At 71.3% G+C, this 23,179-nt stretch carries 22 protein-coding genes; 9 read left to right on the plus strand and 13 right to left on the minus strand.

All coding sequences use genetic code 11. The features are described from left to right. Positions 1-3: 3 nt before the first annotated feature. Positions 4-1,212 (minus strand): ornithine--oxo-acid transaminase, encoded by a 1,209-nt coding sequence (locus B7C62_22805; protein ID ARF74747.1) that lies wholly within the window; start codon positions 1,210-1,212, stop codon positions 4-6. 426 nt (positions 1,213-1,638) lie between these two features. On the opposite strand from B7C62_22805, the gene B7C62_22810 reads away from it, so the two are divergent. Together B7C62_22810 and B7C62_22815 are read left to right on the plus strand one after the other, a co-directional pair. Continuing rightward, complete coding sequence (locus tag B7C62_22810; GenBank protein ID ARF77331.1) at positions 1,639-2,631, plus strand: tryptophan--tRNA ligase; 993 nt, start codon at positions 1,639-1,641, stop codon at positions 2,629-2,631. A gap of 102 nt (positions 2,632-2,733) precedes the next feature. Beyond that, positions 2,734-3,324: a phosphoesterase gene (locus tag B7C62_22815; protein ARF77332.1), complete on the plus strand. Its 591-nt coding sequence runs from the start codon at positions 2,734-2,736 to the stop codon at positions 3,322-3,324. A 109-nt stretch (positions 3,325-3,433) separates the two neighbouring features. Here B7C62_22815 and B7C62_22820 read toward each other — a convergent pair whose 3' ends face one another. After that, positions 3,434-4,189: a decaprenylphospho-beta-D-erythro-pentofuranosid-2-ulose 2-reductase gene (locus B7C62_22820; GenBank protein ID ARF74748.1), complete on the minus strand. Its 756-nt coding sequence runs from the start codon at positions 4,187-4,189 to the stop codon at positions 3,434-3,436. Positions 4,190-4,261: 72 nt separating this feature from the next. Beyond that, entirely contained in the window at positions 4,262-5,635 is a 1,374-nt protein-coding gene (locus B7C62_22825; GenBank protein ARF74749.1) for a decaprenylphosphoryl-beta-D-ribose oxidase, read from the minus strand. A gap of 186 nt (positions 5,636-5,821) precedes the next feature. Between B7C62_22825 and B7C62_22830 the strand changes: the two genes are divergently transcribed. Beyond that, positions 5,822-6,811, plus strand: a complete 990-nt coding sequence (locus B7C62_22830; GenBank protein ARF74750.1) for a hypothetical protein — start codon at positions 5,822-5,824, stop codon at positions 6,809-6,811. A 107-nt stretch (positions 6,812-6,918) separates the two neighbouring features. Here B7C62_22830 and B7C62_22835 read toward each other — a convergent pair whose 3' ends face one another. After that, positions 6,919-8,187 carry a D-alanyl-D-alanine carboxypeptidase gene (locus tag B7C62_22835; protein ARF74751.1) on the minus strand — a complete coding sequence of 423 codons (1,269 nt, stop codon included), beginning with the start codon at positions 8,185-8,187 and terminating at the stop codon, positions 6,919-6,921. Positions 8,188-8,320: 133 nt separating this feature from the next. Between B7C62_22835 and B7C62_22840 the strand changes: the two genes are divergently transcribed. The 3 genes from B7C62_22840 to B7C62_22850 all read left to right on the plus strand — a co-directional run bounded on the left by B7C62_22840 (position 8,321) and on the right by B7C62_22850 (position 11,868). Continuing rightward, complete coding sequence (locus tag B7C62_22840; GenBank protein ARF74752.1) at positions 8,321-8,566, plus strand: hypothetical protein; 246 nt, start codon at positions 8,321-8,323, stop codon at positions 8,564-8,566. A gap of 33 nt (positions 8,567-8,599) precedes the next feature. Further along, complete coding sequence (locus B7C62_22845) at positions 8,600-10,048, plus strand: hypothetical protein (protein ID ARF77333.1); 1,449 nt, start codon at positions 8,600-8,602, stop codon at positions 10,046-10,048. 266 nt (positions 10,049-10,314) lie between these two features. Continuing rightward, entirely contained in the window at positions 10,315-11,868 is a 1,554-nt protein-coding gene (locus B7C62_22850; GenBank protein ID ARF74753.1) for a peptide-binding protein, read from the plus strand. 65 nt (positions 11,869-11,933) lie between these two features. On the opposite strand, the gene B7C62_22855 is transcribed toward B7C62_22850, so the two are convergent. The 9 genes from B7C62_22855 to B7C62_22895 all read right to left on the minus strand — a co-directional run bounded on the left by B7C62_22855 (position 11,934) and on the right by B7C62_22895 (position 19,220). Next, positions 11,934-12,740 carry a TetR family transcriptional regulator gene (locus tag B7C62_22855; protein ARF74754.1) on the minus strand — a complete coding sequence of 269 codons (807 nt, stop codon included), beginning with the start codon at positions 12,738-12,740 and terminating at the stop codon, positions 11,934-11,936. 46 nt (positions 12,741-12,786) lie between these two features. After that, positions 12,787-13,221 carry a hypothetical protein gene (locus tag B7C62_22860; protein ID ARF74755.1) on the minus strand — a complete coding sequence of 145 codons (435 nt, stop codon included), beginning with the start codon at positions 13,219-13,221 and terminating at the stop codon, positions 12,787-12,789. A gap of 111 nt (positions 13,222-13,332) precedes the next feature. Next, on the minus strand, positions 13,333-14,214 hold the full coding sequence (locus B7C62_22865; protein ID ARF74756.1) for a hypothetical protein: 882 nt from the start codon (positions 14,212-14,214) through the stop codon (positions 13,333-13,335). Positions 14,215-14,230: 16 nt separating this feature from the next. Then, entirely contained in the window at positions 14,231-14,848 is a 618-nt protein-coding gene (locus B7C62_22870; GenBank protein ARF74757.1) for a hypothetical protein, read from the minus strand. Between the two features lie 174 nt (positions 14,849-15,022). Beyond that, the gene (locus B7C62_22875; GenBank protein ARF74758.1) at positions 15,023-15,790 is read right to left on the minus strand and encodes a succinate dehydrogenase iron-sulfur subunit; all 768 of its coding nucleotides are present in this window, start codon (positions 15,788-15,790) and stop codon (positions 15,023-15,025) included. Next, positions 15,790-17,544 carry a succinate dehydrogenase flavoprotein subunit gene (locus tag B7C62_22880; protein ARF74759.1) on the minus strand — a complete coding sequence of 585 codons (1,755 nt, stop codon included), beginning with the start codon at positions 17,542-17,544 and terminating at the stop codon, positions 15,790-15,792. The genes B7C62_22875 and B7C62_22880 overlap by 1 nt, the downstream gene beginning before the upstream one ends. Positions 17,545-17,574: 30 nt before the next feature. Further along, positions 17,575-18,057 carry a succinate dehydrogenase gene (locus B7C62_22885; protein ID ARF74760.1) on the minus strand — a complete coding sequence of 161 codons (483 nt, stop codon included), beginning with the start codon at positions 18,055-18,057 and terminating at the stop codon, positions 17,575-17,577. Positions 18,058-18,062: 5 nt separating this feature from the next. Then, the gene (locus tag B7C62_22890) at positions 18,063-18,443 is read right to left on the minus strand and encodes a succinate dehydrogenase, cytochrome b556 subunit (GenBank protein ARF74761.1); all 381 of its coding nucleotides are present in this window, start codon (positions 18,441-18,443) and stop codon (positions 18,063-18,065) included. Between the two features lie 246 nt (positions 18,444-18,689). After that, positions 18,690-19,220 (minus strand): OHCU decarboxylase, encoded by a 531-nt coding sequence (locus B7C62_22895; GenBank protein ID ARF74762.1) that lies wholly within the window; start codon positions 19,218-19,220, stop codon positions 18,690-18,692. A gap of 490 nt (positions 19,221-19,710) precedes the next feature. Between B7C62_22895 and B7C62_22900 the strand changes: the two genes are divergently transcribed. From B7C62_22900 to B7C62_22910, 3 genes are all read left to right on the plus strand, one after another. Next, on the plus strand, positions 19,711-21,321 hold the full coding sequence (locus tag B7C62_22900; GenBank protein ID ARF74763.1) for a beta-N-acetylglucosaminidase: 1,611 nt from the start codon (positions 19,711-19,713) through the stop codon (positions 21,319-21,321). Positions 21,322-21,584: 263 nt separating this feature from the next. After that, positions 21,585-22,394 (plus strand): hypothetical protein, encoded by an 810-nt coding sequence (locus tag B7C62_22905; protein ARF74764.1) that lies wholly within the window; start codon positions 21,585-21,587, stop codon positions 22,392-22,394. An 86-nt stretch (positions 22,395-22,480) separates the two neighbouring features. After that, complete coding sequence (locus B7C62_22910; protein ID ARF74765.1) at positions 22,481-23,062, plus strand: hypothetical protein; 582 nt, start codon at positions 22,481-22,483, stop codon at positions 23,060-23,062. Positions 23,063-23,179: the final 117 nt, after the last annotated feature.

Below are 23,179 nucleotides of genomic sequence, written 5' to 3' on the forward strand. Positions count from 1 at the left end.
GTCCTAAGAGGTGCTGAGCACCGTACGCAGCCGGTCGAGGCCCCAGTCCAGGTCCTCCTTGGAGATCACCAGCGGCGGCGCGATCCGGATCGTCGAGCCGTGGGTGTCCTTCACCAGCACTCGTTCCTCCATCAGCCGTTCCGAGATCTGCCGCCCGGTGCCGAGGGCGGGCGCGATGTCGACGCCCGCCCACAGCCCCCGGCCGCGTACCGCGTCCACCGCGCCGCCGCCCGCCAGCAGCCCCAGTTCCCGGTGCAGATGCTCGCCCAGCTCCGTGGCGCGCTCCTGGAACTCCCCGGTCCGCAGCATCGCGACCACCTCCAGCGCCACCGCGCACGCCAGCGGGTTCCCGCCGAAGGTGGAGCCGTGCTCGCCGGGCCGGAACACCCCGAGGATCTCCGCCGAGGAGACCACCGCCGACACCGGCACCACCCCGCCGCCGAGCGCCTTGCCCAGCACGTACATGTCCGGCACCACACCCTCGTGCTCGCACGCGAACGTCTTCCCGGTACGCCCCAGACCCGACTGGATCTCGTCCGCGATGAACAGCACGTTCCGCTCGCGGGTCAGCTCCCGCACCCCGGGCAGATAACCGGTCGGCGGCACCAGCACCCCGGCCTCGCCCTGGATCGGCTCGATCAGCACCGCCACGGTGTTCTCGGTCATCGCCTCCCGGAGCGCGGTGAGGTCTCCGTACGGCACGATCTCGAACCCCGGGGTGTACGGGCCGAAGTCGGCCCGCGCCTCCGGGTCCGTGGAGAAGCTGACGATCGTCGTCGTACGGCCGTGGAAGTTGTCCGAGGCCACGATGATCTTCGCCATCCCGTCCGGGACGCCCTTGACCCGGTACCCCCACTTCCGGGCGGTCTTCACCGCCGTCTCCACGGCCTCCGCCCCGGTGTTCATCGGGAGGACCATCTCCATGGAACAGAGCTCGGCCAGCCGCGTACAGAAGTCGGCGAACCGGTCGTGGTGGAAGGCCCGGGAGGTCAGGGTCACCCGCTCCAGCTGGGCCTTGGCCGCGTCGATCAGGCGGCGGTTGCCGTGGCCGAAATTGAGCGCCGAGTACCCGGCCAGCAGATCGAGGTAGCGGCGCCCCTCGACATCGGTCATCCAGGCGCCCTCCGCCGAGGCCACGACGACCGGCAACGGGTGGTAGTTGTGTGCGCTGTGCGCCTCGGCGGAGGCGATGGCGGTTTCCGTGGTCGACACGGGATCTCCGTTCGTCGTGCGGCGTGGGCGGGGGTGGTGCCCACTTTGTATCGTCGGTCGCATCCGGCGCGGGGAAACCTTCACTCTCCGGCGCGCCCGCCCGCGCAGCGCCGCACGCCCGCCCGCGCACGCCGCCCGTCCTGCCTCCCGCGCACGCGTCCGTGCTGCGGCGCGTGCTCCCCGTACGCCCACCTCCGCACCGGCCCGCGCGCGCTCCGGCGGCCGGAATGTGCGCTTCGTCTCAGGCGCGCGCTCCCGGGGCGTGAGCGGCCCCGCGCCCGAGCGGGTGCGCCCCCGCTGCGCCCCGCACCGGCTGCCGGAGATCGCCCCCGCACCTGAGACAATGGGCCCATGGCCTCTGATCGCCCCGCGCTCTCCACCGACCAGCCGCAGACGGGCCGCCCCGGCGCGCCCGCCCGCCCCCGTGTGCTCTCCGGTATCCAGCCCACCGCAGGCTCGTTCCACCTCGGCAACTACCTGGGCGCGGTGCGCCAGTGGGTGGCGCTGCAGGAGACCCACGACGCCTTCTACATGGTCGTGGACCTGCACGCGATCACGGTCCCGCAGGACCCCGCCGAGCTGCGGGCCAACACCCGGCTCGCCGTGGCGCAGCTCCTCGCGGCCGGCCTGGACCCGGAGCGGTGCACGCTCTTCGTCCAGAGCCATGTGCCCGAGCACGCCCAGCTCGGCTGGGTGATGAACTGCCTCACCGGCTTCGGCGAGGCGTCCCGGATGACGCAGTTCAAGGACAAGTCCGCCAAGCAGGGCGCCGACCGCGCCACCGTCGGCCTCTTCACCTACCCGGTCCTCCAGGTCGCCGACATCCTGCTCTACCAGGCCGACCAGGTCCCGGTCGGCGGCGACCAGCGCCAGCACATCGAGCTGACCCGCGACCTCGCCGAGCGCTTCAACGGCCGGTACGGGCAGACGTTCACCATCCCGGCGCCGTACATCCTCAAGGAGACGGCGAAGATCCTCGACCTCCAGGACCCGGCGGTCAAGATGAGCAAGTCGGCCTCCACGCCGAAGGGCCTCATCAACCTCCTCGACGACCCGAAGGCCACGGCCAAGAAGGTGAAGAGCGCGGTCACCGACACCGACACGGTGATCCGCTACGACGAGGAGAAGAAGCCGGGCGTCAGCAACCTGCTCACGATCCTCTCCACCCTCTCCGGCAGCTCCGTCGAGGACCTGGAGCGGGCGTACGAGGGCAAGGGCTACGGCGCGCTCAAGACCGACCTGGCCGAGGCCATGGTGGAATTCGTCACCCCCTTCCGGGCCCGCACCCAGGAATATCTGGACGACCCGGAGACGCTGGACTCCATCCTGGCCAAGGGAGCGGAGAAGGCCCGGGCCGTCGCCGCCGAGACCCTGGCGCAGACGTACGACCGGATGGGCTTCCTGCCCGCGAAGCACTGAGTCCAAGGGCCCTGGCGAGATCGGGGCCCGAGGGGCCACACTTGCGGCGGCAGGTCGCGGCGCAAGGCCGGAAATCGACCATCGACGATGGAGGAGAACGACGTGGGGACCGTAACGCTCGGCGTTTCGATCGCGGTCCCGGAGCCCTACGGCAGCCTGCTCCAGGAGCGGCGCGCGAGCTTCGGGGACCCTGCCGCGTACGGCATTCCCACCCACGTCACCCTCATGCCGCCGACCGAGGCGGAGGCGGCCGACCTGCCGGCGATCGAGGCGCACCTCGACACGATCGCCATGGCCGGGCGCCCCTTCCCGATGCGGCTCTCCGGCACCGGCACGTTCCGGCCGCTCTCCCCGGTCGTCTTCGTCCAGGTCGTGGAGGGCGCCTCGGCCTGCTCCTGGCTCCAGAAGCGGGTCCGGGACGCCTCCGGGCCGCTGGTGCGCGAGCTCCAGTTCCCGTACCACCCGCACGTCACCGTGGCGCACGGCATCTCCGAAGAGGCGATGGACCGGGCGTACGCGGAGCTCGCCGACTACGAGGCGGCCTGGACCTGCGGCTCCTTCGCCCTGTACGAACAGGGCGCGGACGCCGTCTGGCGCAAGCTCCGGGACTTCCCGTTCGAGACCGGCGGCTCCGCCCCCGCCGTCCCGGCCCAGGGCGGCTACTCGGTCGACACACCGTCGCTGCGGTCCTGAGCCGCCGGGGCCGCCGGGTCTGTCGGCCCGCCGCCCCGGCCGCCGGGTGATCCGACGGCCGGCCGCCGGGTGGCCCCCCGGCCGGTGGATCTGCGGTCGGCCGGGCCCGTCACACCGGCAGCCGCCGGAACAGCGGGCGCGGCACATGCCGCAGCGCCGACATCACCACCCGGAGCGAACCGGGCACCCACACCGTCTCCGAGCGCCGCCGCAGCCCCGTCACGATCGCCCCGGCGACCTCCTCCGGGGTGGTGGAGAGCGGCTGCTCCGGCTGCCCGGCCGTGCCCCGTGTCCGTACGGAGCCGGGGCGCACGACCATCACCTGTACGCCGGTCCCCTGGAGCGCGTCCCCGAGCCCCTGCGCGAACGTGTCGAGCCCCGCCTTGCTGGAGCCGTAGATGAAGTCCGCCCGCCGGGCGCGCTCCCCGGCCACCGAGGACAGCACCACCAGCGAACCGTGCCCCTGCGCCTGGAGTGCGCCGGCGCACACGAGCCCGGCGGAGACCGCCCCGGTGTAGTTGGTCTGGGCGACCCGGACGGCCGCGAGCGGCTCCTCCTCGTCGCGTGCCTGGTCCCCGGCGATCCCGAACGCCATCAGCACCACATCGATGTCGCCCTCCGCGAAGACCTTTCCGAGCACCTCCTCGTGGGTGCCGGTGTCCAGCGCGTCGAAGTCGACCGTCCGCACGTCGGCGCCCCGGCCGCGCAGTTCGGCGGCGGCCGTGTCCAGGGCGGGGGAGGGCCGCCCCGCCAGCCAGACCCGGCGGGTGCGCAGGGCGATCAGGCGGCGCGCGGTGGCGAGGGCGATCTCGGAGGTGCCGCCGAGGACGAGCAGGGACTGCGGGGCACCGAAGGCGTCCTTCACGGAACACTCCTGTTCAGGGGGTTGGAGGGGGAGGGGGAGCGGGACTTCGAGGGAAGCGGTATCGCGTGTACGTCACAGGGCGAGTCGGCGGGCCAGGTCCGAGCGGAACGCGCCCGTCGGGTCCAGCTCCGCCCGCAGCTCCCGGAACTCCGCGAGCCGGGGGTACATCGCCGCCGCCGTCTCCGGGCGCGTCCGGGAGTCCTGCGCCAGGCAGACCCGGCCCCCGGCCGCCGCCACCTCCTCGTCGAGCCCGTCCAGGAAGCGGCCGAGGCCGGGCAGGGCGGCGGGCAGGTCGAGGGTGAGCGTCCAGCCGGGCACGGGGAACGACAGCCACCCCGGTGAGGGGGCGCCGAACCGCTGGAGCCCGGCCCGGAACGCGGGGCAGCGCCGGGCCGAGATCCGCCGTACCACGCGGTGCAGGGCCTCCTCCTGCCCGTACCCGACCGTGAACCGGTAGCGCACGAGCCCGGCGCGGCCGTGCAGCCGGTTCCCCTCCGGGAGGGCGTCCAGGGCGTGGAAGAAGGCGGCGGTGGTGCGGAGCTCGCCGGTCCGGGAGCGGGGCGCACTCCGGTAGCGGGCCTCGTTGTAGAGGGCGGCGGAGGTCCGGCCCAGCAGCCCGCCGGGGAGGACAGGCCCGGCGGGACGGCCGTCCGGCTGAACCGTGCGCGGGGCGCGCATAGTGCGCCGGGCGTGCGCCGGTAGCACGGAAGGGGGCGCGTGCTCCCCTCTGGTGAGCACCCCGCGCCCGGTCGCCCGGCCCCGCGCCAGCAGATCGACCCAGGCGGAGGCGTACGGCATCGGGGCGCCGTGCCGGTCACCGCCCCGGCCTGCCGTGAAGCGGGCCAGCAGGTCGTCCAGATCGGTGGCCCGCTCGGTGGAGACGGAGACCAGCGGGGAACCCACCCGCTTCAGGCGGAGGGTGGCGCCGAGGATCACCCCGGTCAGCCCCAGGCCGCCGGTGGTCGCGTCGAAGAGGGCGGTGCCGGGGGACACCGTACGCACCTCACCGTCGGCGGTGAGGAGGTCCAGTTCGCTGACGTACCGGGCGAGGGAACCGGCGGCCGGGTGGTCGCGGCCGTGCACGTCGGAGCCGATCGCCCCGCCCACGGTGATCCGGCCCGTCCCCGGTACGACCGGCAGGAACCAGCCACGCGGCAGCAGGACGCGCAGCAGCCGCTCCAGGCTCACCCCTGCGTCGCACCGGACCGTACCGGTGGACTCGTCCAGGGCGCGGACGCGGTCCAGGCCCGTCATGTCGAGCACCGAGCCGCCCGCGTTCTGCGCCGCGTCCCCGGGCGCCCGGCCGAGCCCCCGGGCGATGGCGCCCCGGGGCCCGCGGCCCCGGACCGCGGCGGCCGCTTCCTCGTACGTACGGGGGCGAAACCGTACGGCGGTGCTCGGGGCGGTGCGGCCCCAGCCGGTCAGGGACACCGTGTCGACGGACATGCCCGTGACCGTAGCCCCGGCCGTATCGTCCGGGAAAACCTATTCGTCCCCTTTGTTACACCGCTCACCGGAATGGGTGATGGCGGGTGTGTCACCGGGGCGGGCGGTGGGCCGTCCGGACGCGTCCGAACGCGTCCACGGCGCGGGCCGCAGGTTTTCCGGGCCCGGGAGGGTACGCGTACGTTCATGGACTGGCTCAAGAAACTCCCCGTCGTCGGGCCGCTCGTCTCCCGGCTGATGGAGACGCACGCCTGGCGCTCCTACGAGCGGCTGGACCGGGTCCACTGGGCCAGGCTCGCCGCCGCGATCACCTTCATCAGCTTCCTGGCGCTCTTCCCGCTGATCGCGGTCGGTGCGGCGATCGCCGCCGCGCTGCTCAGCGACAAGCAGCTCGACACGATCAAGGAGAAGCTCGCCGACCAGGTGCCGGGCATCTCCGACCAGCTCGGCATCGACGGCCTGGTGGCCAACGCGGGCACGGTCGGTCTGGTGGCCGGTGCGCTGCTGCTCTTCACGGGTGTCGGCTGGATCGGCTCGATGCGGGAGTGCCTGCGCGCGGTCTGGGAGCTGGACGAGGTCCAGGAGGCCAACCCGGTCGTCGCCAAGGTCAAGGACGCCGTGCTCCTGGTCGGCCTGGGCGGCGCGGCGCTCGCCACCCTCGCGGTCTCCACCGTCGGGACGACGGCCGTCGGCTGGACCGCCGACCAGCTCGGCATCTCCCACGGCGGCGCGGGCGGCGTCCTGCTCCGGGTGGCGGCCCTGGTGGTGGCGGTCCTCGCCGACTTCCTGCTGATGCTCTATCTGCTGTCGCTGCTGCCCGGGGTGGAGCCGCCCCGGCGCCGGCTCGTGGTCGCGGCCCTGATCGGCGCGGTCGGCTTCGAACTGCTCAAGCTGCTGCTCGGCAGCTATATGAAGGGCGTCGCGGGCAAGAGCATGTACGGGGCGTTCGGCGTGCCGATCGCGCTGCTCCTGTGGATCAACTTCTCCGCGAAGCTGCTGCTGTTCTGCGCCGCCTGGACCGCGACCGGGTCCAAGGAGGAGGAGATCGGGGACAGGAAGGACGAGGAGAAGGACAGCGAGAAGGGCGACGGGAAGGACGGGGAAGCCGTCGGAGACGGGGCCCGGCCCGGGGAAGCCGCCGGGAAAACCCGGGGCGGCTCCACCCGGGCCTCCTGACCCGGGCGCGTATCAGGCACGTACCAGCGCGCGTCAGGCACCGGTCAGCACGTACCGGTCGCGCATCAGCGCACCGGTCAGCGCGCGTCAGGCACGGATCGCGCGCGTCACTCGCTCGGGTTGCGGCGGGCCAGACCGGGCACCGGCCAGCGCCGGTTGACCAGGAACACCCCGGCCGCCAGCGCCACCAGCAGGCCGCCGACGATCGCCAGGGCGACCCCGACCCCGCTGGAGCCCTGACCGGCCGCCGCCGCGTGCGCGGCCTTCGCCTGGCCCCCGGAGCCCTGGTCCGCCCCGGCGGCCGGCTGCGCGCCCTTGCCGCCGGAGACCGTGCCGGTCCCGGTGTCCACGGACTTCGGCGGCACCAGCTCACCGACCGGCCGCACCTTGCCACTGGCGGCGAAGCCCCAGTCGAGCAGGTGGGCGGCCTCCTTGTAGACGACGTGGCTCTCGTCCGCCGACGGGTTCATGACGGTGACCAGCAGCACCCGGCCGTTGCGCTCGGCGACTCCGGTGAAGGTGTTGCCCGCGTGGGTGGTGTAACCGTTCTTGACGCCCGCGATGCCCTTGTACGGCTCGATGCCGTTGTCCCCGGTGATCAGCCGGTTGGTGTTCTGGATCTCGAAGGACTCGCGCTTCTTCCCCTTCTTCTTCTCGCCGGGGAAGTCGGCGGAGGCCGTCGCCGCGTACTCGCGGAAGTCCTTCTTCTGCATGCCGCTGCGGGCGATCAGCGTCAGGTCGTAGGCGCTGGAGACCTGGCCCGGCGCGTCGTACCCGTCCGGCGAGACCACCGTCGTGTCCAGCGCCTGGAGCTCCTCGGCGTGCTTCTGCATGGCCGCCACGGTCCGGGGGATACCCCCGTACATCTCCGAGAGCACGTGCACCGCGTCGTTGCCGGACCGCAGGAAGACCCCGAGCCACAGGTCGTGGACCGTGTACGTGTGGTCCTCCTTGACGCCCACCAGGCTGCTGCCCTCGCCGACCCCCGTGAGATCGCTCTCCTTGACCTTGTACGTCAGGGAGGTCGGCTGGAGCGCGGGCAGGACCGTGTCCGCGAAGAGCATCTTCAGGGTGGAGGCGGGCGGCAGCCGCCAGTGGGAGTTGTGCGCCGCCAGCACCTCGCCGCTCTCCGCGTCCGCGACGATCCACGAGCGGGCGGTCAGATCCTTCGGCAGCACGGGTGCTCCCGGGCCGAGGTTGACCTGCGTGCCGTTCATGGAGAGCTGCTCGCCCCCGACGCTCGACATGATGTGGTTCGGCACGGGCTGCTTGTCCTTCTCCTTGTCCTTCTCGGCTGCCGAGGCGGGGGAGAGGACAAGACTGGACAACACGGCGGCGGAGGTGACCGTCAGAGCGATCTTTTTCAGAGCAGGCACGGTCGAAAACGTACAGGGCGAAGATGTGGATGAGGACCCGGACCGGCTGACCCGCCGGAAGGGCGGCCGGGACTGCTCCTTTCGGACGCCACCCCGGCCGAGGGGCCCGGGGGGCGGCGGCGATACTGGACCCATGAAGCTCAGCCGCTCCGCCTCCTGGTTCCTGCTCGTGTTCGGGGTGTGGAGCTGGTTCATCTGGATCTCTTTCGTCAAGAACCTGTGGCAGGACGGCAGCGGACTCGCGTTCGACGACGCGGGGGAGCCGACCGGGTACTTCTGGGTGCACCTGCTGCTCGCCATCACGTCCTTTCTTCTGGGGACGGTGGTCGGCGCGATCGGGTTGCGTGGCGTCCGGGCTTTGCGCGACGAGCGCTCATGACGACAGGAACGTAGGGAAGCGCGGATGACCGCAGTGATCTTCGCCCTGGTGGCGCTCGTGGTGCTCGCACTGCTCGCGAGCGTGCACCGCTATGTGTGGCGCCGGTTCGTCGGTGACACGACGGCACCCGGCAGCACGATGCGCAAGGTGGGCACGGTGGCCGCCTTCGTGCTGCCCCTGCTGAGCGTCGGCGCCCTGACCTCCGGCCGGATCGGCGCGCCCTTCTGGCTCCAGCAGGTGCTGGCCTGGCCGGGCTTCCTGTGGCTGGCCTGTCTGATGTACCTGACGCTGGCCCTGCTGGTCGGCGAGGTCGTCCGCCCGCTCCTGACCCGGGTGCTCGCCCGGCGGGACGCGAAGGCCGCCCCGGAAGCGGCCGGAAGCGGAACCTCCGTAACGACGGTGAACGGAACCGTCCCCGCGACGACGGGCGGAACCCGTCCCCGTACGGAAGAACTCGTCCCGGCAGGTCAGCCCGGCACCTCTACGGCCTCGGCGGTCCCGTCGACCGCCGAAACGGAACCGGAGACGGTACGGGAAACGGAACCGTTCCCGAAGCAGGGGGCGGACGCCACGGCACCGCAGCCGACGGCCCCCGCCCCCACTCAGCCCCCCGCCTCCGCCACCGCACTCCCCGCCCCCGCCACCCCGCTCTCCGCCCCCTCCCGGCGCCTCTTCGTCTCCCGGGTCGTCGGCGGGGCCGCTGCCGCCGCCGGGCTCGCCACCGTCGGGTACGGGACCGCCAACGTGCTGCGCGGGCCGAGCGTCAAGCGCGTCACCGTGCCGCTCGCCAAACTGCCCCGGGCCGCCCACGGTTTCCGGATCGCCGTGGTCAGCGACGTCCACATCGGCCCGATCCTCGGCCGTGCCCACACCCGGCGCATCGTCGACACGATCAACTCCACCTCGCCCGACCTGGTCGCCGTCGTCGGCGACCTCGTCGACGGGTCCGTGGCCGACCTCGGCTCCGCCGCCGAACCGCTGGCCGGGCTGCGGGCCCGGCACGGCAGCTTCTTCGTCACCGGCAACCACGAGTACTTCTCCGGCGCGGAGCAGTGGGTGAACCACGTACGGGAGCTGGGGCTCATCCCGCTGGAGAACGCCCGGGTGGAGATGGACGGGTTCGACCTCGCCGGGGTCAACGACGTGGCGGGGGAGACCGAGGGCCAGGGCCCCGACTTCGTCCGCGCGCTCGGCGACCGGGACCGGGCCAGGGCCGCCGTCCTCCTCGCCCACCAGCCCGTCGTCATCCACGACGCCGTTGAGCACGGCGTCGACCTCCAGCTCTCCGGCCACACCCACGGCGGCCAGCTCTGGCCCGGGAACTACCTCGCCGAGCTGGCCAACCCGACCGTCGCCGGGCTCGAACGCTACGGTGACACCCAGCTGTTCGTCTCGCGCGGGGCGGGCGCCTGGGGGCCGCCGGTACGGGTCGGGGCGCCGGCGGACATCACCGTCGTCGAACTGGCCTCGCGCCAGGCGTAGGAGAGGTGCGGGCGTTGCGGTTGCGATCATGCACCCTTCAACAAGACTGCACCGTAACGTCACCCTGAGCTACGGAAAACCGCAGGTGGGGACCGGGAAACGGCCTTTTCGGACACGCTGCGTCGATCGTGTCCAACAAAAGGCCGTGAGCACCCCATTTACTCTTCCAGATGTGAAAATCGTGTGATTGGGTAAGCGCGAACATGCGGCGACGTGCGTGTCTGAGCGCAGCGTTCGTGGTGGGGCAGGTAAGGGAGAGCACGGCAATGCGGTCGGTCCGGGTACGGATTCTCGCGATTCTCGCGGTTTTGGTCATCGCAGGCGTCGGCGCCTGGCAACTCCTCCCGTCGGGGGAGGCGAAGACCGACGCGGTCACCGTCGGGACATCGGACGAGGTGACCTCTCTCGACCCGGCCGGTGCGTACGACGCGGGTTCCTGGGCGATCTACAGCAACCTCTACCAGTCGCTGATGACCTTCAAGTCCGGCGCCATCGTGCCGGAACCGGACGCCGCCGAGAGCTGCGCGTTCATCGGGCAGAAGCTCCAGACGTACCAGTGCAAGCTCCGCGACGACCTGAACTTCTCCAACGGCCGGAAGATCACCGCCGAGGACGTCAAGCACTCCTTCGACCGGATGCTGAAGATCAACGCCGACGTCGGTCCGGCGGCGCTCTTCCCGACCCTCGACTCCGTGGTCACCGAGGGCCGCACGATCACGTTCAACCTGTCCGGCAAGGACGCGACCTTCCCGCACAAGCTCGCCACCGGTGCCGGCGCGATCGTCGACTCGACGAAGTACCCGGCGGACAAGCTCCGTACGGGCAACCAGGTCGACGGCTCCGGCCCGTACGTCCTCAAGGCGTACGAGGCGGGCAGCCGCGCCGAGCTGGTGCCGAACCTGCGGTACAAGGGCGCGCTGAAGAAGCTCGGCAAGCCGGTCACCATCCGCTACTTCAAGGGCTCCGAGGAGCTCCTGAGGGCCTGGGACGGCGGAGAGGTGGACGTCAGCCACCGTCAGCTGCCGCCCTCCCGGCTCGCCGAGCTGGACTCCGGCGACCCCGACCTGCGGGTGACCGAGGCGGACAGTGCGGAGATCCGCAACATCATCTTCAACGTCCGTGAGGACTCGCCGTTCGGCAACAAGAAGGTCCGCCAGGCCGTCGCCTCGATCGTCGACCGCGGACCGCTGGTCAGCAAGGTCTACGCGAGCACGGTCGAGCCGCTGTACTCGCTGATCCCCACCGGGTTCATCGGCCACAGCACCCCCTTCTTCGACGCCTACCCCTCGTCCGACCCGAAGCGCGCCGAGAAGCTCCTCCAGGAGGCGGGTGTCGAGACACCGGTCTCCATCAAGTTCGGTTACCGCGCCGACGGCGCGTACACCAAGGAGACCGAGGAGCTGCGGCGCCAGCTGGAGAAGGACGGGCTGTTCAAGGTCTCGGTCAAGGCGGCCGAGTGGAAGGACTACCAGAAGGCGTACGCAGCCGGTGAGTACGACATGTACACCGTCGGCTGGCTCCCCGACTTCCCGGACCCCGACACCTTCAGCCAGCCGCTCGTCGGCACGGACAACGTCCTGCACAGCGGCTACTCCAGCAAGCGCGTCGACAAGCTGATCTCCGCCACCCAGCAGCTCAGCGACCGGGGCCGCACCTCCAACGACTTCAAGGAGATGCAGCGCCTGGTGGGCGAGGACGTCCCGCTGCTGCCGCTGTGGCAGAAGAAGGAGTACGTCGTGGCCAAGTCGGAGGTCGCCGGGTCCCAGTACCTCTCCGACGGCACCGGCCTGTGGCGCCTGTGGGAGCTGGGCCGCATCTGACGGCCCCCGCCCCGCCCCGGCCGGGCCCAGAGGCACGCCGGGGCGGCCGGCCCGGACCTGGCGGCTCAGCCCTTCGGCCGGGACTCCGTCCCGGCCGTCGCGGTCGCGGTCGCCGTCGCACCCGGCATGAACTCCACCAGCAGCGCGTGGACCTGCCGTACGAGCGGTCGCAGCACCCGGAACCGGGAGAGCGCGATCGCGCGTGCGGCGATCGGTGCGGTGCGCTCGACCAGCCGTCGGCTGCGCTCCGCGCCCTCGGAGCGGTCGTACACCCAGAACAGCACCAGCCCCATCTGCATCAGCCAGAGCAACTCGGGCAGCAGCGGGGCCAGTTCGGGATCGCTCTTGGTGGCCGAACCGGCGAGGCTCTCCCGGTGGATGGCGATCGCCGCCTCCCGGGCCGCCACCGACTCCTCGGAGAACGGCGAGAGCGGACTCTCCGGGTCCGCCGCGTTCTTGAAGAACTGGGACGCGAACCGGTGGTACGGCTCCGCCACGTCCAGCCAGACCAGCAGGACGCCCCGGATGCGGCCGGCCAGCTCCGCCTCGCCCGCGAACACGGGCCGGACGGCCGCCGCGTGCTCATCGGCGATGCGGTCGTAGAAGCCCTGGACCAGGTGCTCCTTGGACGAGAAGTAGTAGTAGGCGTTCCCGACGGAGACGCCCGCCTCCTGTGCGATGGCCCGCATCGTCGTCCTGTCGTACCCGCGCTCGGCGAAGAGCCGCAGAGCCGTTTCGAGAATCAGCGTGCGGGTCTGCTCGCTCTTCGCGGCCTTGCCGGACGGGGCGACCTTGCCGGACGGGACGGCCCTGACGGCCTTGGCGGGCTTCTCGGCCCCGTTCTCCTGCACGTTCTTCTCTTCCTTCACCACGGGCCCAAGGTTAACGGGGAACCCACCGCGCCCCGTGCGCCCCTGCTCACCGCCCCGGCGCGGGTGCGGCCCAGGGCCCCGGGGTTCCCGGCGGCGGCGTCCAGCCCTGCGGCGGTACGGGCGGCCGGTTCCGCTCCAGGGCGCTGCGGCGGCGGATGCGGCTGAGGACGTACACATTGCCCAGGTGCATGACGCCGAGCACCAGCAGGACCACGCCCACCTTCACCGAGAGCGCCTCGAACAGCTCCCGGGCGCTCGCGACCCCGTCGGCGCTCTTGAGGTAGAGCGTCACGAACCCGAGGTTGACCAGGTAGAAGCCCACCACCAGCAGGTGGTTGACGGCTTCGGCGAGCTTCTCGTTCCCGTGCAGCACATCGGCGAGGAAGACCCGCCCGTTACGGCTGAGGGTACGGGCGACCCAGACGGTGAGCGCCACGCTGACCAGCAGGTAGACGACGTACGCGACAACAGTGAGGTCCATGCCCCATCCTCCTTTGAACGCGTTCAAAACTACTTGTGGGCATGACTGTAGCCCCCTTCTTGAACATGTTCAAGAAGGGGGCTGCGGGGGGTGCGTTCTACGGGACGTGTTCTACAGGGACTTGGGCGCGGGCTCCGAAGGCTCCGGCCCCTCCACCGGCTCGGCCGATTCCACGGGCTCCGGCGGTTCGGTCAGCGCGTCCGCGATCTCCGCGCGCAGTGCCTCACCGCGCAGCGTCGGTATCTCAGCCAGCATCTCGGCCCACTCCTCGACCGTGCTCTCCACTCCTTCCCGGAAGCCGCGCTCGATCGGCCGCCGGGCGAAGAACAGCCCCACCGCCGCCACCGGCCGCAGCAGCCACCGCCCGCGCACGCTCAGCACGACGGAGACCCGCCAGGAGCCGTCCTCGGCCGGGCGCGGGGTGACCGTGAGGCGGCCCTTGCCCAGCCGGTGCGTCATCCTGCCGCTGACCGGGGGCCGGGCGGCCGGGGGCGCCGAGGGGGGCCGGTCCAGCGCCGCCCACCAGGCGTGCAGGTCGGCCCTGGCGCGCCCCGAGAAGCGGTACAGCGAACCGCCCTTCGGGTTGTGGCCGTCGAGGGAGACCTCCAGCGCCTTCGGGGTGCGGGGCTCGTCCAGCCGTACCCTCACCCGCATGGACATGCCCTCCTCCGTCGCGTGGCTCTCCACCTCGATGGCGCGGGAGGGCCGCCACTCACGCAGGACGCCGGTCTCCAGGGCGGGCTCCCGGCCGGGCTCAGCGGCCTCCGGGGCGCGCTCCCGGCCCGGCTCGGGTATCTCCCCGTACTGCGCCCCCGGTTGCAGATGACGCCCCTTCAGCAGCCGGAAGCCGTAGACGGGGCGCCCGTCGGGGAGCAGGATCGCGCCGTCCCGCTCCCGGGAGGCGTCGATGAGGTCCACCGCATGCCCGACGGCCTCCTCGAACCAGGAGCGGTCCAGGGCGGCGACGGTGACCGTGTGCTCGAAACGTGCCATGACGCGGGCCCGGGGCTCAGGCGCTCATCGAGCGGGCCTGGTTGAGCTGGCCCATCACGGCGGGGAAGGTGTACGGGCCCGCCGCCGGGATCATGGTCGCGTGGTGCCGTCCGCCGCTGGTCACCGTCACCTGGATGAACCCGACGGTCCGCTTCTCCTTCATCAGCAGGAACAGCAGGCCGATCAGGCAGAAGATGGCGAAGACGATCGCCAGCACGACCGCGTGCGTCGGGATCTTCTCCTCGGTGTGCGACATGTCCGTCGCCGTCCAGACGGCACCCTTGAGGGGCAGGGTTCCGGACGGGGTGACGATCGTGTCGCTCATGACGGTGATGTCGCCGATCGACAGCATCGGGACACCGCCCTGAGGGCCACCGCCCTGACCGGGCACGCCCTGCGGTACGGCGAGGTGGTGGCCGGGCATCGTCGGCTGCGCCGGGTTCGGGTAGCCGTAGCCCGGCCCTGGCTGGGTCGCCGACTCGGGCAGCGGCTGCGGATAGCCGTACGCGGGCGTGGCGCCCGCCGCCGGGTACCCGTAACCCGGGCCGTCGGCCATCGTCGGCGGGTGGCCGGGCTGCTGCTGGGGAGGACCCCACTTGTACGCGTCGCCCGCGGACGGATTCGGCTCGCTCATGGGGAACCCCGTTCTCTGCTTCTCAGCACATCGCTTCCGAGCACATCTTCAGCACGTCTTCTTCGGCTCGCACGACCGTACCGCCCGCACCGCGCGGACGCAGCAACAGGCCCCGCCCGCCGCAGCCGTGAGGCTGCGGCGGGCGGGGCCGGGAGACCGCCAGGGGCGGGAGGGTCAGAAGCGACGCGTGATGAGCGCGCGCTTCACCTCCTGGATCGCCTTGGTGACCTCGATGCCACGCGGGCAGGCGTCCGTGCAGTTGAACGTCGTACGGCAACGCCACACGCCGTCACGGTCGTTGAGGATCTCCAGCCGCTGCTCGCCGGCCTCGTCGCGCGAGTCGAAGATGAAGCGGTGCGCGTTGACGATCGCCGCCGGGCCGAAGTACTGGCCGTCGTTCCAGAACACCGGGCACGAGGACGTGCACGCGGCGCACAGGATGCACTTGGTGGTGTCGTCGAACCGCTCGCGGTCCTCGGGAGACTGAAGACGCTCGCGGGTCGGCTCGTTCCCCTTGGTGATGAGGAAGGGCATGACATCGTGGTACGCCTGGAAGAACGGGTCCATGTCGACCACGAGGTCCTTGAGGACCGTGAGGCCCTTGATGGCCTCCACCATGATCGGCTTCTCCGGGTTGATGTCCTTGATCAGCGTCTTGCAGGCGAGCCTGTTCTTGCCGTTGATCCGCATCGCGTCGGAACCGCAGATGCCGTGCGCGCAGGAACGGCGGAACGTCAGGGTTCCGTCGAGCTCCCACTTGATCTTGTGAAGGGCGTCGAGGACACGCTCCTTCGGGTCGATCTCGATCTGGAAGTCCTGCCAGTGGACCTCGTCCGACACCTCGGGGTTGAAGCGGCGGATGCGGAACGTGGCCGTGATGAACGGCGAGTCGGCGAAGCCGGCCTCGGCGTTGCCGGTCTTGTCCAGGGTGGGGGTAGCCATCAGTACTTACGCTCCATCGGCTGGTAGCGGGTCGTGACGACCGGCTTGTAGTCGAGCCGGATCGACTCGGAGCCGTCATCCGCGACCTCGCGGTACGCCATGGTGTGGCGCATGAAGTTGACGTCGTCGCGGTTGGGGTAGTCCTCGCGGTAGTGACCGCCGCGGGACTCCTTGCGGGCGAGCGCGGAGACCGCCATGACCTCGGCCAGGTCGAGCAGGTTGCCCAGCTCGATGGCCTCCAGCAGGTCGGTGTTGAACCGCTTGCCCTTGTCCTGGACCGACACGTTGAGGTACCGCTCGCGCAGCTCGGCGATCTTGCCGACCGCCGTCTTGATGGTCTGCTCGGTGCGGAACACCATCACGTTGGCGTCCATGCACTCCTGCAGCTCCGTGCGCAGGTCGGCGACCCGCTCGGTGCCCGTCGAGTTGCGCAGCCGCTCGACCTGGTCCTGGACCAGCTGGGCCGGGTTCTCGGGAAGCTCGACGAAGTCGCTCTTCGCCGCGTACTCGGCGGCGGCGATGCCCGAACGCCGTCCGAAGACGTTGATGTCGAGCAGCGAGTTGGTGCCCAGACGGTTGGCGCCGTGCACCGAGACACAGGCGACCTCGCCGGCGGCGTACAGGCCCGGGACGACGGTGGTGTTGTCGGCCAGCACCTCGCCCTCGACGTTGGTCGGGATGCCGCCCATGGCGTAGTGCGCGGTCGGCTGGATCGGGATCGGGTCCGTGTAGGGCTCGATGCCGAGGTACGTACGCGCGAACTCCGTGATGTCCGGGAGCTTGGCGTCCAGCTGCTCCGGCGGCAGGTGCGTCAGGTCCAGGTACACGTGGTCACCGGCCGGACCGCAGCCGCGGCCCTCACGGATCTCCGTGTAGATGGAGCGCGAGACGACGTCACGGGACGCGAGGTCCTTCATGACCGGCGCGTACTTCTCCATGAAGCGCTCGCCGTCCTTGTTGCGGAGGATGCCGCCCTCACCGCGGGCGCCCTCCGTCAGCAGGATGCCCATGCGCCAGATGCCCGTCGGGTGGAACTGGAAGAACTCCATGTCCTCCAGCGGCAGACCGCGCCGGTAGCAGGCGGCCTGGCCGTCACCGGTCAGGGTGTGGGCGTTGGACGTCACCTTGAAGAACTTGCCGGTGCCGCCGGAGGCGTAGACGACCGACTTCGCCTGGAAGACGTGGATCTCGCCGGTCGCCAGCTCGTACGCGACGACGCCTGCGGACTTCTTGACCCCGTCGACCTCGGTGATCAGCTGGTCCAGGACGTAGAACTCGTTGAAGAACTCCACACCCTCCTTGACGCAGTTCTGGTACAGCGTCTGGAGGATCATGTGGCCGGTGCGGTCGCCCGAGTAGCAGGCGCGGCGGACCGGGGCCTCACCGTGGCTGCGGGTGTGACCACCGAAGCGGCGCTGGTCGATCTTGCCCTCGGGGGTGCGGCCGAACGGCAGGCCCATCTTCTCCAGGTCGAGGACGGCGTCGATGGCCTCCTTCGCCAGGATCTCGGCGGCGTCCTGGTCGACCAGGTAGTCGCCGCCCTTGATCGTGTCGAAGGTGTGCCACTCCCAGTTGTCCTCCTCCACGTTGGCGAGCGCGGCGGCCATGCCGCCCTGCGCGGCGCCCGTGTGGGAGCGGGTGGGGTAGAGCTTCGTCAGCACGGCGGTACGGCTGCGCTTGGTGGCCTCGATGGCCGCGCGCATGCCGGCGCCGCCTGCGCCGACGATGACGGTGTCGTACTTGTGGATCTGCATGGTTTTCCTCTGGTCCCTCTGTCCCGGCGCCTAGCGGATGTTCGGGTCGAAGGTGAAGATCACCAGCGTGCCCAGCAGGATGGTGAACACCGTGGCGGTGTACAGGAGCATCTTCAGCCAGAAGCGGGTGTTGTCCCGTTCGGCGTAGTCGTTGATGACCGTACGGAGGCCGTTGGCGCCGTGGAGCATGGCGAGCCACAGCATCAGCAGGTCCCAGATCTGCCAGAACGGCGAGGCCCAGCGGCCCGCCACGAAGGCGAAGCCGATCTTGGAGACGCCGCCGTCGAGCACCAGCTGGATCAGCAGGTGGCCGATGACGAGGACGGTCAGGAGGATGCCCGACAGGCGCATGAAGAGCCAGGCGTACATCTCGAAGTTGGTGCGCGATGCCTTGGGCGTCTTGGCCGTCCGCTTGCGCGGGGGCTCGATCACCGGGGCCGGGTTGTCGGCGTCGTAGAGGCTCACGCCCTCGACATCGCCGATCGCGGCTGCGGAAGAAGTCTCGCTGGACATGGGCCTCAGCTCCCGAAGACGTCGCGTACGGCGTGACCGAGGACGGGGTACAGGGCCCCGACCATCAGCACGATCCAGATACCCAGCACGGTCCAGAGCATCTGCTTCTGGAAGCGCGGGCCCTTGGCCCAGAAGTCCACGGCGATGATCCGGAGACCGTTCAGCGCGTGGAAGAGAATGGCGGCCACGAGGCCGTATTCGAGGAGCGCGACGATCGGCGTCTTGTACGTGGCCACGACGTCGTCGTAAGCCTCCGGGGAGACGCGGACGAGAGCGGTGTCCAGGACATGTACGAACAGGAAGAAGAAAATGAGGACACCGGTGACTCGATGAGCCACCCAGGACCACATGCCTTCCCGGCCGCGGTACAGCGTTCCAGCCGGCACGGAAGAACCCTCCGGGAGCGGGGATTGGGGTCGGCCGGCTTGACTGTCGGTCTGACCCGGCCGGGTACGGTCCACCGGCCCCGGCCATCGTAGCGACGCATTGTCGGTTCGTTCGCGCGGGGGCCTCTGGTGTGATCAAAGTGGCAATCAAACAGGCACGTACGGGCTAGAGCGGACGCTTGTTCCGGGGCGCGGGCCGGGGTGCGGGCCTACGGGTCCCCCGCCCCTGGGTCCCCCGCCTCCGGGTCACCAGCCCTCGATCACGAGCTCGACGAGCCGGCTCCGGGCGAGTCGGCGCAGTTCGTCGGCGGTCACGGCCCGCTCCTCGTCCACCTCGTGCGTCAGCCGGACCCGGATGCCGGCCAGGACCTGGTCCACGGCCTGCGAGGGCGGGCACGCGTCCAGGCAGATCACGAAGGAATGGCCGAATCTGCTCTCGTACGCCGCGTGCGCGGCCCGCAGCGCCAGATGGGCGGCGCGGGGCGCGTCGTGGTGCAGACAGGGGGCGGGCTCGGCGGCGAGCGCCTCCGCGATGTCCCCGGGCGCCAGGTCGTACCCCGCCTCGTCGGAGGCGGCCAGCAGGGACGCCAGGTCCGGGAAGGGGCGGTGGGCGGCCATCCGGTGGGCCCAGCGGCGGCTGCCGCAGCACTCCAGGAGGGCGGCCTCGGCGGTGGCGAAGGGGGCGCTGTTGAAGCGGGCGAGCCCGGCGACCAGGGCGGCGGACGGTACCCCGGGAGCCCCGCTCACCTGCGGTGGACGGCGGTGCTGTACGGGTATGGCGGAGCGCCCGGCCGGGGGCGTGGTCTGCTTCGGCAGGCCGGCGGGGGACTCGCTGGACCTGGACAGCGTGGACTCCTCGAATCAACGACATCTGTGACCCTGAAGAGGGGCAGGAGGGCGACAAGGTTGCCCGACGGGGGCGTACGCGGGGGTGAACATCGCCCGCGTGCGGGATGCGCGTGCGACGGGCGTGCGGCGGGGGCGGGGCGGAAAGGAGCGGAAGAGAAAGGAGAGACGAATGTGCCGCAACGCTAGCGAGATCGGTCGGCGGCCGTCCGGCAGATTGGCGAGAAATCACCCGAACGGGAGAGTTTCGGAACGTTTGACGACCGTCGGCGACCGCTTGACCTGCGACGTCCGAGGTTTCGTCCGTTCCTCAATCGTTCTCGGTGGGCGGATCGTCGGCAAAAATGTCAATCTTTCAGCCTATTCAATCACCCCTGCCCCCTACCTTCCCCCTGGCCCCTATTCCGGAGGAATCTGACCGATGTCGCCCACGCGTGGTGCCCTCGTCACCGGCGCGGCTGTCACCGCCGCGGCCGCCGTCGTCCTCACCGTCGTCGTCTGGCCGGAAGGCTCCGGCAGCCACCCCTCCCGCGACACGGCGTCACCGTCCGGGACCTCCGCCACGGCGGCCGCCCCCTCACCCTCCCGCAGCTATCCGATGTCCAGCGCGCCCAGCAGCATCCCGGCGGTCCGCGAGCACACCGCCGCGCGCGGGCCCGGCTGGCAGCCGGGCAAGGACAGCGCGGTCGTCATAGCCGAGGGCAGCCAGGTGCTCGCCGACGAGGCCCAGCTGCTCGCCAAGGAGCTGAAGCTCGCCTACCGGGGGGCCGAGGCGCCCCGCGAGGGGGACGTCGAGCTGGCGCTCGGCGCGAAGGACTCGGGGCCCGCCGAGTCGTACACGCTCACCGTCCGCGACCGGAAGGTGAAGATCACCGGCCCCGACGAGTCGGGCGTCTTCTACGGCACCCGGACCCTCAAGCAGTCGCTCAAGGCCGACCGGACCTTCCCCGAGGGCGTGGTCAACGACCGCCCCGACCGGCCGCAGCGCGGGCTGAACCTCGACATCGCCCGTAAGCACTACAGCGCGGAGTGGATCGAGGACCGCGTACGGGAGATGGCCGACCTCAAGCTCAACCAGCTCGGCCTGCACTTCTCCGACGACCAGGCGTTCCGGATCGAGTCGAAGACCCACCCCGAGGTGGTCTCGGACGAGGCCCTCACCCAGGACGAGGTCCGCCGCATCGTCGGCCTCGCCAACAGCCTGCACATCGAGGTCGTCCCCGAGATCGACTCGCCCGGACACCTGGGCGCGGTGCTGCGCGCCCACCCCGACCTCCAGCTCCGCAACACCCAGGGCCGGGAGTCCCGGGGCTCCATCGACATCTCCAAGCCGGGCGCGGCGAAGCTGATCGACGAGCTGCTGGACGAGTACACCGAGCTGTTCCCCGGGAAGTACTGGCACCTGGGCGCCGACGAGTACCAGGCGCTGATGGTCCGCGACCCGGCCGCCTCCTACCCGCAGCTCCAGCGGGCCGCCGAGCAGAAGCACGGCTCCGGCGCCACGATCGAGGACCTCGCCACCGGCTGGCTGAACGACCGGGCGGCGGTGGTCGAGCCCAAGGGCCGTACGGCCAAGGCATGGAACGACGGCCTCTTCCGCGACTCGCGGATCAAGGCCGACAAGAACATCGAGATCGAGTACTGGACCGGCAAGGAGATCGGCGCCCGGCCCCCGCAGGAGTACCTCGCCGAGGGCTACAAGCTGCTGAACCTCAACGACGAGTTCCTGTACTACGTGCTCGGCGAGCCCAACGAGTTCGTCTACCCGACCGGCGAACGGATCTACGAGCAGTGGACCCCGATGGTCCTGCGCGGCACCGAGCCGGTCGCGGAGCGCTACTCGCCGCAGATCCTCGGCGGCCGGTTCGCGGTCTGGGGCGACCTGCCGAACGCCCAGACGACACAGCAGGTGGCGGACGGCATCAGGATGCCGCTGGTGGCGACCGCCCAGAAGGTCTGGGACCCGCGGAAGCCGGAGCTGAGCTGGGCGCAGTTCCGGGAGCTGGCGGAGCGGACGGGCAGCGCGGGCTGAGGGGGAGGGGGCCGGGCGGGTCCGGCGGCCTCTTCCTGGGCCGGCGCGGGCTGAGGGCCCGGGTGTACGAGGGCGGGGCCCGGATGGGTCTGGGGGCCGGGGCGGGGCCCGGGTGGACGGGGTTCCCGTCGGCTCCGGGCGGCCTCACGGAACGTAAGTCCGTGGACATCGGAGCCGTACACGGGCTACGGTCCGCCGACCGAACACTCCTGGGGAGAGACGTGAGAGGTCGCCGATCACGTTCACCCTGGGGGGACCGCCTCATGCTCTGTACCCGCTGCCGTATCCGAACCGCTGTCACCGACGACGGTCTCTGTGCCCTCTGCTCGGGCACCCGGCCGCTGCTGCCCGGCCGTCCGGTCGTCCCGGTCATCGGCCCCGGCGGCTGGGGCGTCGGGACCTGGCCGCGCTCGCCCGTCGGCCTCTCCCGGGCGGTGGTCGCCCTGCTCGGCACGGTCATCGCGACCGACCTGGCCGCCCTCGCCTCCGGGCTCCACCTGCGCGGCCTGTGGACGGGATACGCGGACGACGGCGACCCGGCCGTCCTCGGCAGCCGGGGCCAGGGGGCCGAAGTGCTCTACGTCGTTGTCGGGGGCGCCCAGCTCGCCGCCTTCCTCGCCACCGCCGTCGTCTTCGTCATCTGGTTCCACCGCACTCGCCGGAACGCCGAGGTCTTCGACCTGAGCGCCCATACGATGGGCCCGGGCTGGGCGGTGGGCGGCTGGTTCGTCCCCGTGGCCAACTTCTGGTTCCCCTACCGGGTCGCCGCCGGGAGCTGGCGGGCCAGCTCCCCCGTGGACCCGGAGGGCGTCCGGCTCCCGGTCTCGCGGGCGCCGCTGAACCTCTGGTGGGCCGCATGGGCCGTGTCCCTGATCCTCGACCGGGTCGCCGCACGGATGTGGGACCGGGCCGAGGAGCCGGGGGAGATCGTGGACAGCCTCGCCCTGGTGATGGCCGCCGACGCGCTGGACATCGTCGCCGCCGTGCTGGCCGTTCTCTTCGTCCGCGCCCTGACCCGGATGCAGGTGGCACGCGCCGGACTCCACGCGCAGCGGCCCGCCGCCGCTGTCTAGCCGGTGCCGGGCTGCTCTCCCCTCGCACGGATAGTGACGCTTTCCAGCCATTCGGCGCAGTACGCGGTAGACCGAGGGAGACGTCGATGAGTCTGCTGGAACTGATCGAACGCGCCGACGAGCGAGCGCTCGCCGCCAGTGCCGTGGCCTGCCTGGACCGCTGCCTGCCGCTGCTGGCGGGCCCGGACGGGCCCGAGCCGCTGCGCCCGCTCTGGGCGAGCTGCGAGGACGGACGGGAATGGGCCACCCGCCTCGCGGCCGTCCGTACGGCGATGGACCACGAGCCCGTCACCGACGGACCGGCCGCACGGGTGCGCGCGCTGCTGGGAGCCGCCCCCTCCGACTTCGCCCCCGCCCCGCTGCGGGAGTGGGCGGACGCCTGCTCGCTGGTCGCGCTGGAGATCCACGGCCGGTTCGACGCCCCGGACGGCGACACCTCACCGGACGTGGCCGCCCTCCTGAAGGCCGCCCGCGACGGACAGCCGACCGAGGCGGGCCCGCTGGTGGCGGGTGAGTTGGAGCGCCAGGTCCGCATCCTGGAGATCCTCGCGGAGACCACCGGCTCGCCGGGCAGCGGAGCCGGGGTGCGCAAGGCGCTGGACCTGTCCACGGAGGGGCGCCGGGTGCTCCGCGCGGTGATGTCGCGGCGGGCCCGCATCAGGGGCTGACGGCGGAGGGTTCCCGGGCGCGGGCTCGATGACGTGACCGAGGCGGGCCGTCGTGCGCGGCGACCTGACCGAGGCGGGCCGTCCGTGCGCGGCCGCGCACCGGAGGCGGGCCGCGGC

This window comes from Kitasatospora albolonga, assembly GCA_002082585.1.
Taxonomy (GTDB): Bacteria; Actinomycetota; Actinomycetes; order Streptomycetales; family Streptomycetaceae; genus Streptomyces; species Streptomyces stephensoniae.

What these genes read in the sequence shown, in the direction of transcription:
- B7C62_22825 (ARF74749.1), bottom strand. Translation starts at nt 5,635, where the DNA reads ATGTCCGTCGACACGGTGTCCCTGACCGGCTGGGGCCGCACCGCCCCG.
- B7C62_22830 (ARF74750.1), top strand. Translation starts at nt 5,822, where the DNA reads ATGGACTGGCTCAAGAAACTCCCCGTCGTCGGGCCGCTCGTCTCCCGG.
- B7C62_22840 (ARF74752.1), top strand. Translation starts at nt 8,321, where the DNA reads ATGAAGCTCAGCCGCTCCGCCTCCTGGTTCCTGCTCGTGTTCGGGGTG.
- B7C62_22850 (ARF74753.1), top strand. Translation starts at nt 10,315, where the DNA reads ATGCGGTCGGTCCGGGTACGGATTCTCGCGATTCTCGCGGTTTTGGTC.
- B7C62_22860 (ARF74755.1), bottom strand. Translation starts at nt 13,221, where the DNA reads ATGGACCTCACTGTTGTCGCGTACGTCGTCTACCTGCTGGTCAGCGTG.
- B7C62_22865 (ARF74756.1), bottom strand. Translation starts at nt 14,214, where the DNA reads ATGGCACGTTTCGAGCACACGGTCACCGTCGCCGCCCTGGACCGCTCC.
- B7C62_22870 (ARF74757.1), bottom strand. Translation starts at nt 14,848, where the DNA reads ATGAGCGAGCCGAATCCGTCCGCGGGCGACGCGTACAAGTGGGGTCCT.
- B7C62_22875 (ARF74758.1), bottom strand. Translation starts at nt 15,790, where the DNA reads ATGGCTACCCCCACCCTGGACAAGACCGGCAACGCCGAGGCCGGCTTC.
- B7C62_22880 (ARF74759.1), bottom strand. Translation starts at nt 17,544, where the DNA reads ATGCAGATCCACAAGTACGACACCGTCATCGTCGGCGCAGGCGGCGCC.
- B7C62_22885 (ARF74760.1), bottom strand. Translation starts at nt 18,057, where the DNA reads ATGTCCAGCGAGACTTCTTCCGCAGCCGCGATCGGCGATGTCGAGGGC.
- B7C62_22900 (ARF74763.1), top strand. Translation starts at nt 19,711, where the DNA reads ATGTCGCCCACGCGTGGTGCCCTCGTCACCGGCGCGGCTGTCACCGCC.
- B7C62_22905 (ARF74764.1), top strand. Translation starts at nt 21,585, where the DNA reads ATGCTCTGTACCCGCTGCCGTATCCGAACCGCTGTCACCGACGACGGT.
- B7C62_22910 (ARF74765.1), top strand. Translation starts at nt 22,481, where the DNA reads ATGAGTCTGCTGGAACTGATCGAACGCGCCGACGAGCGAGCGCTCGCC.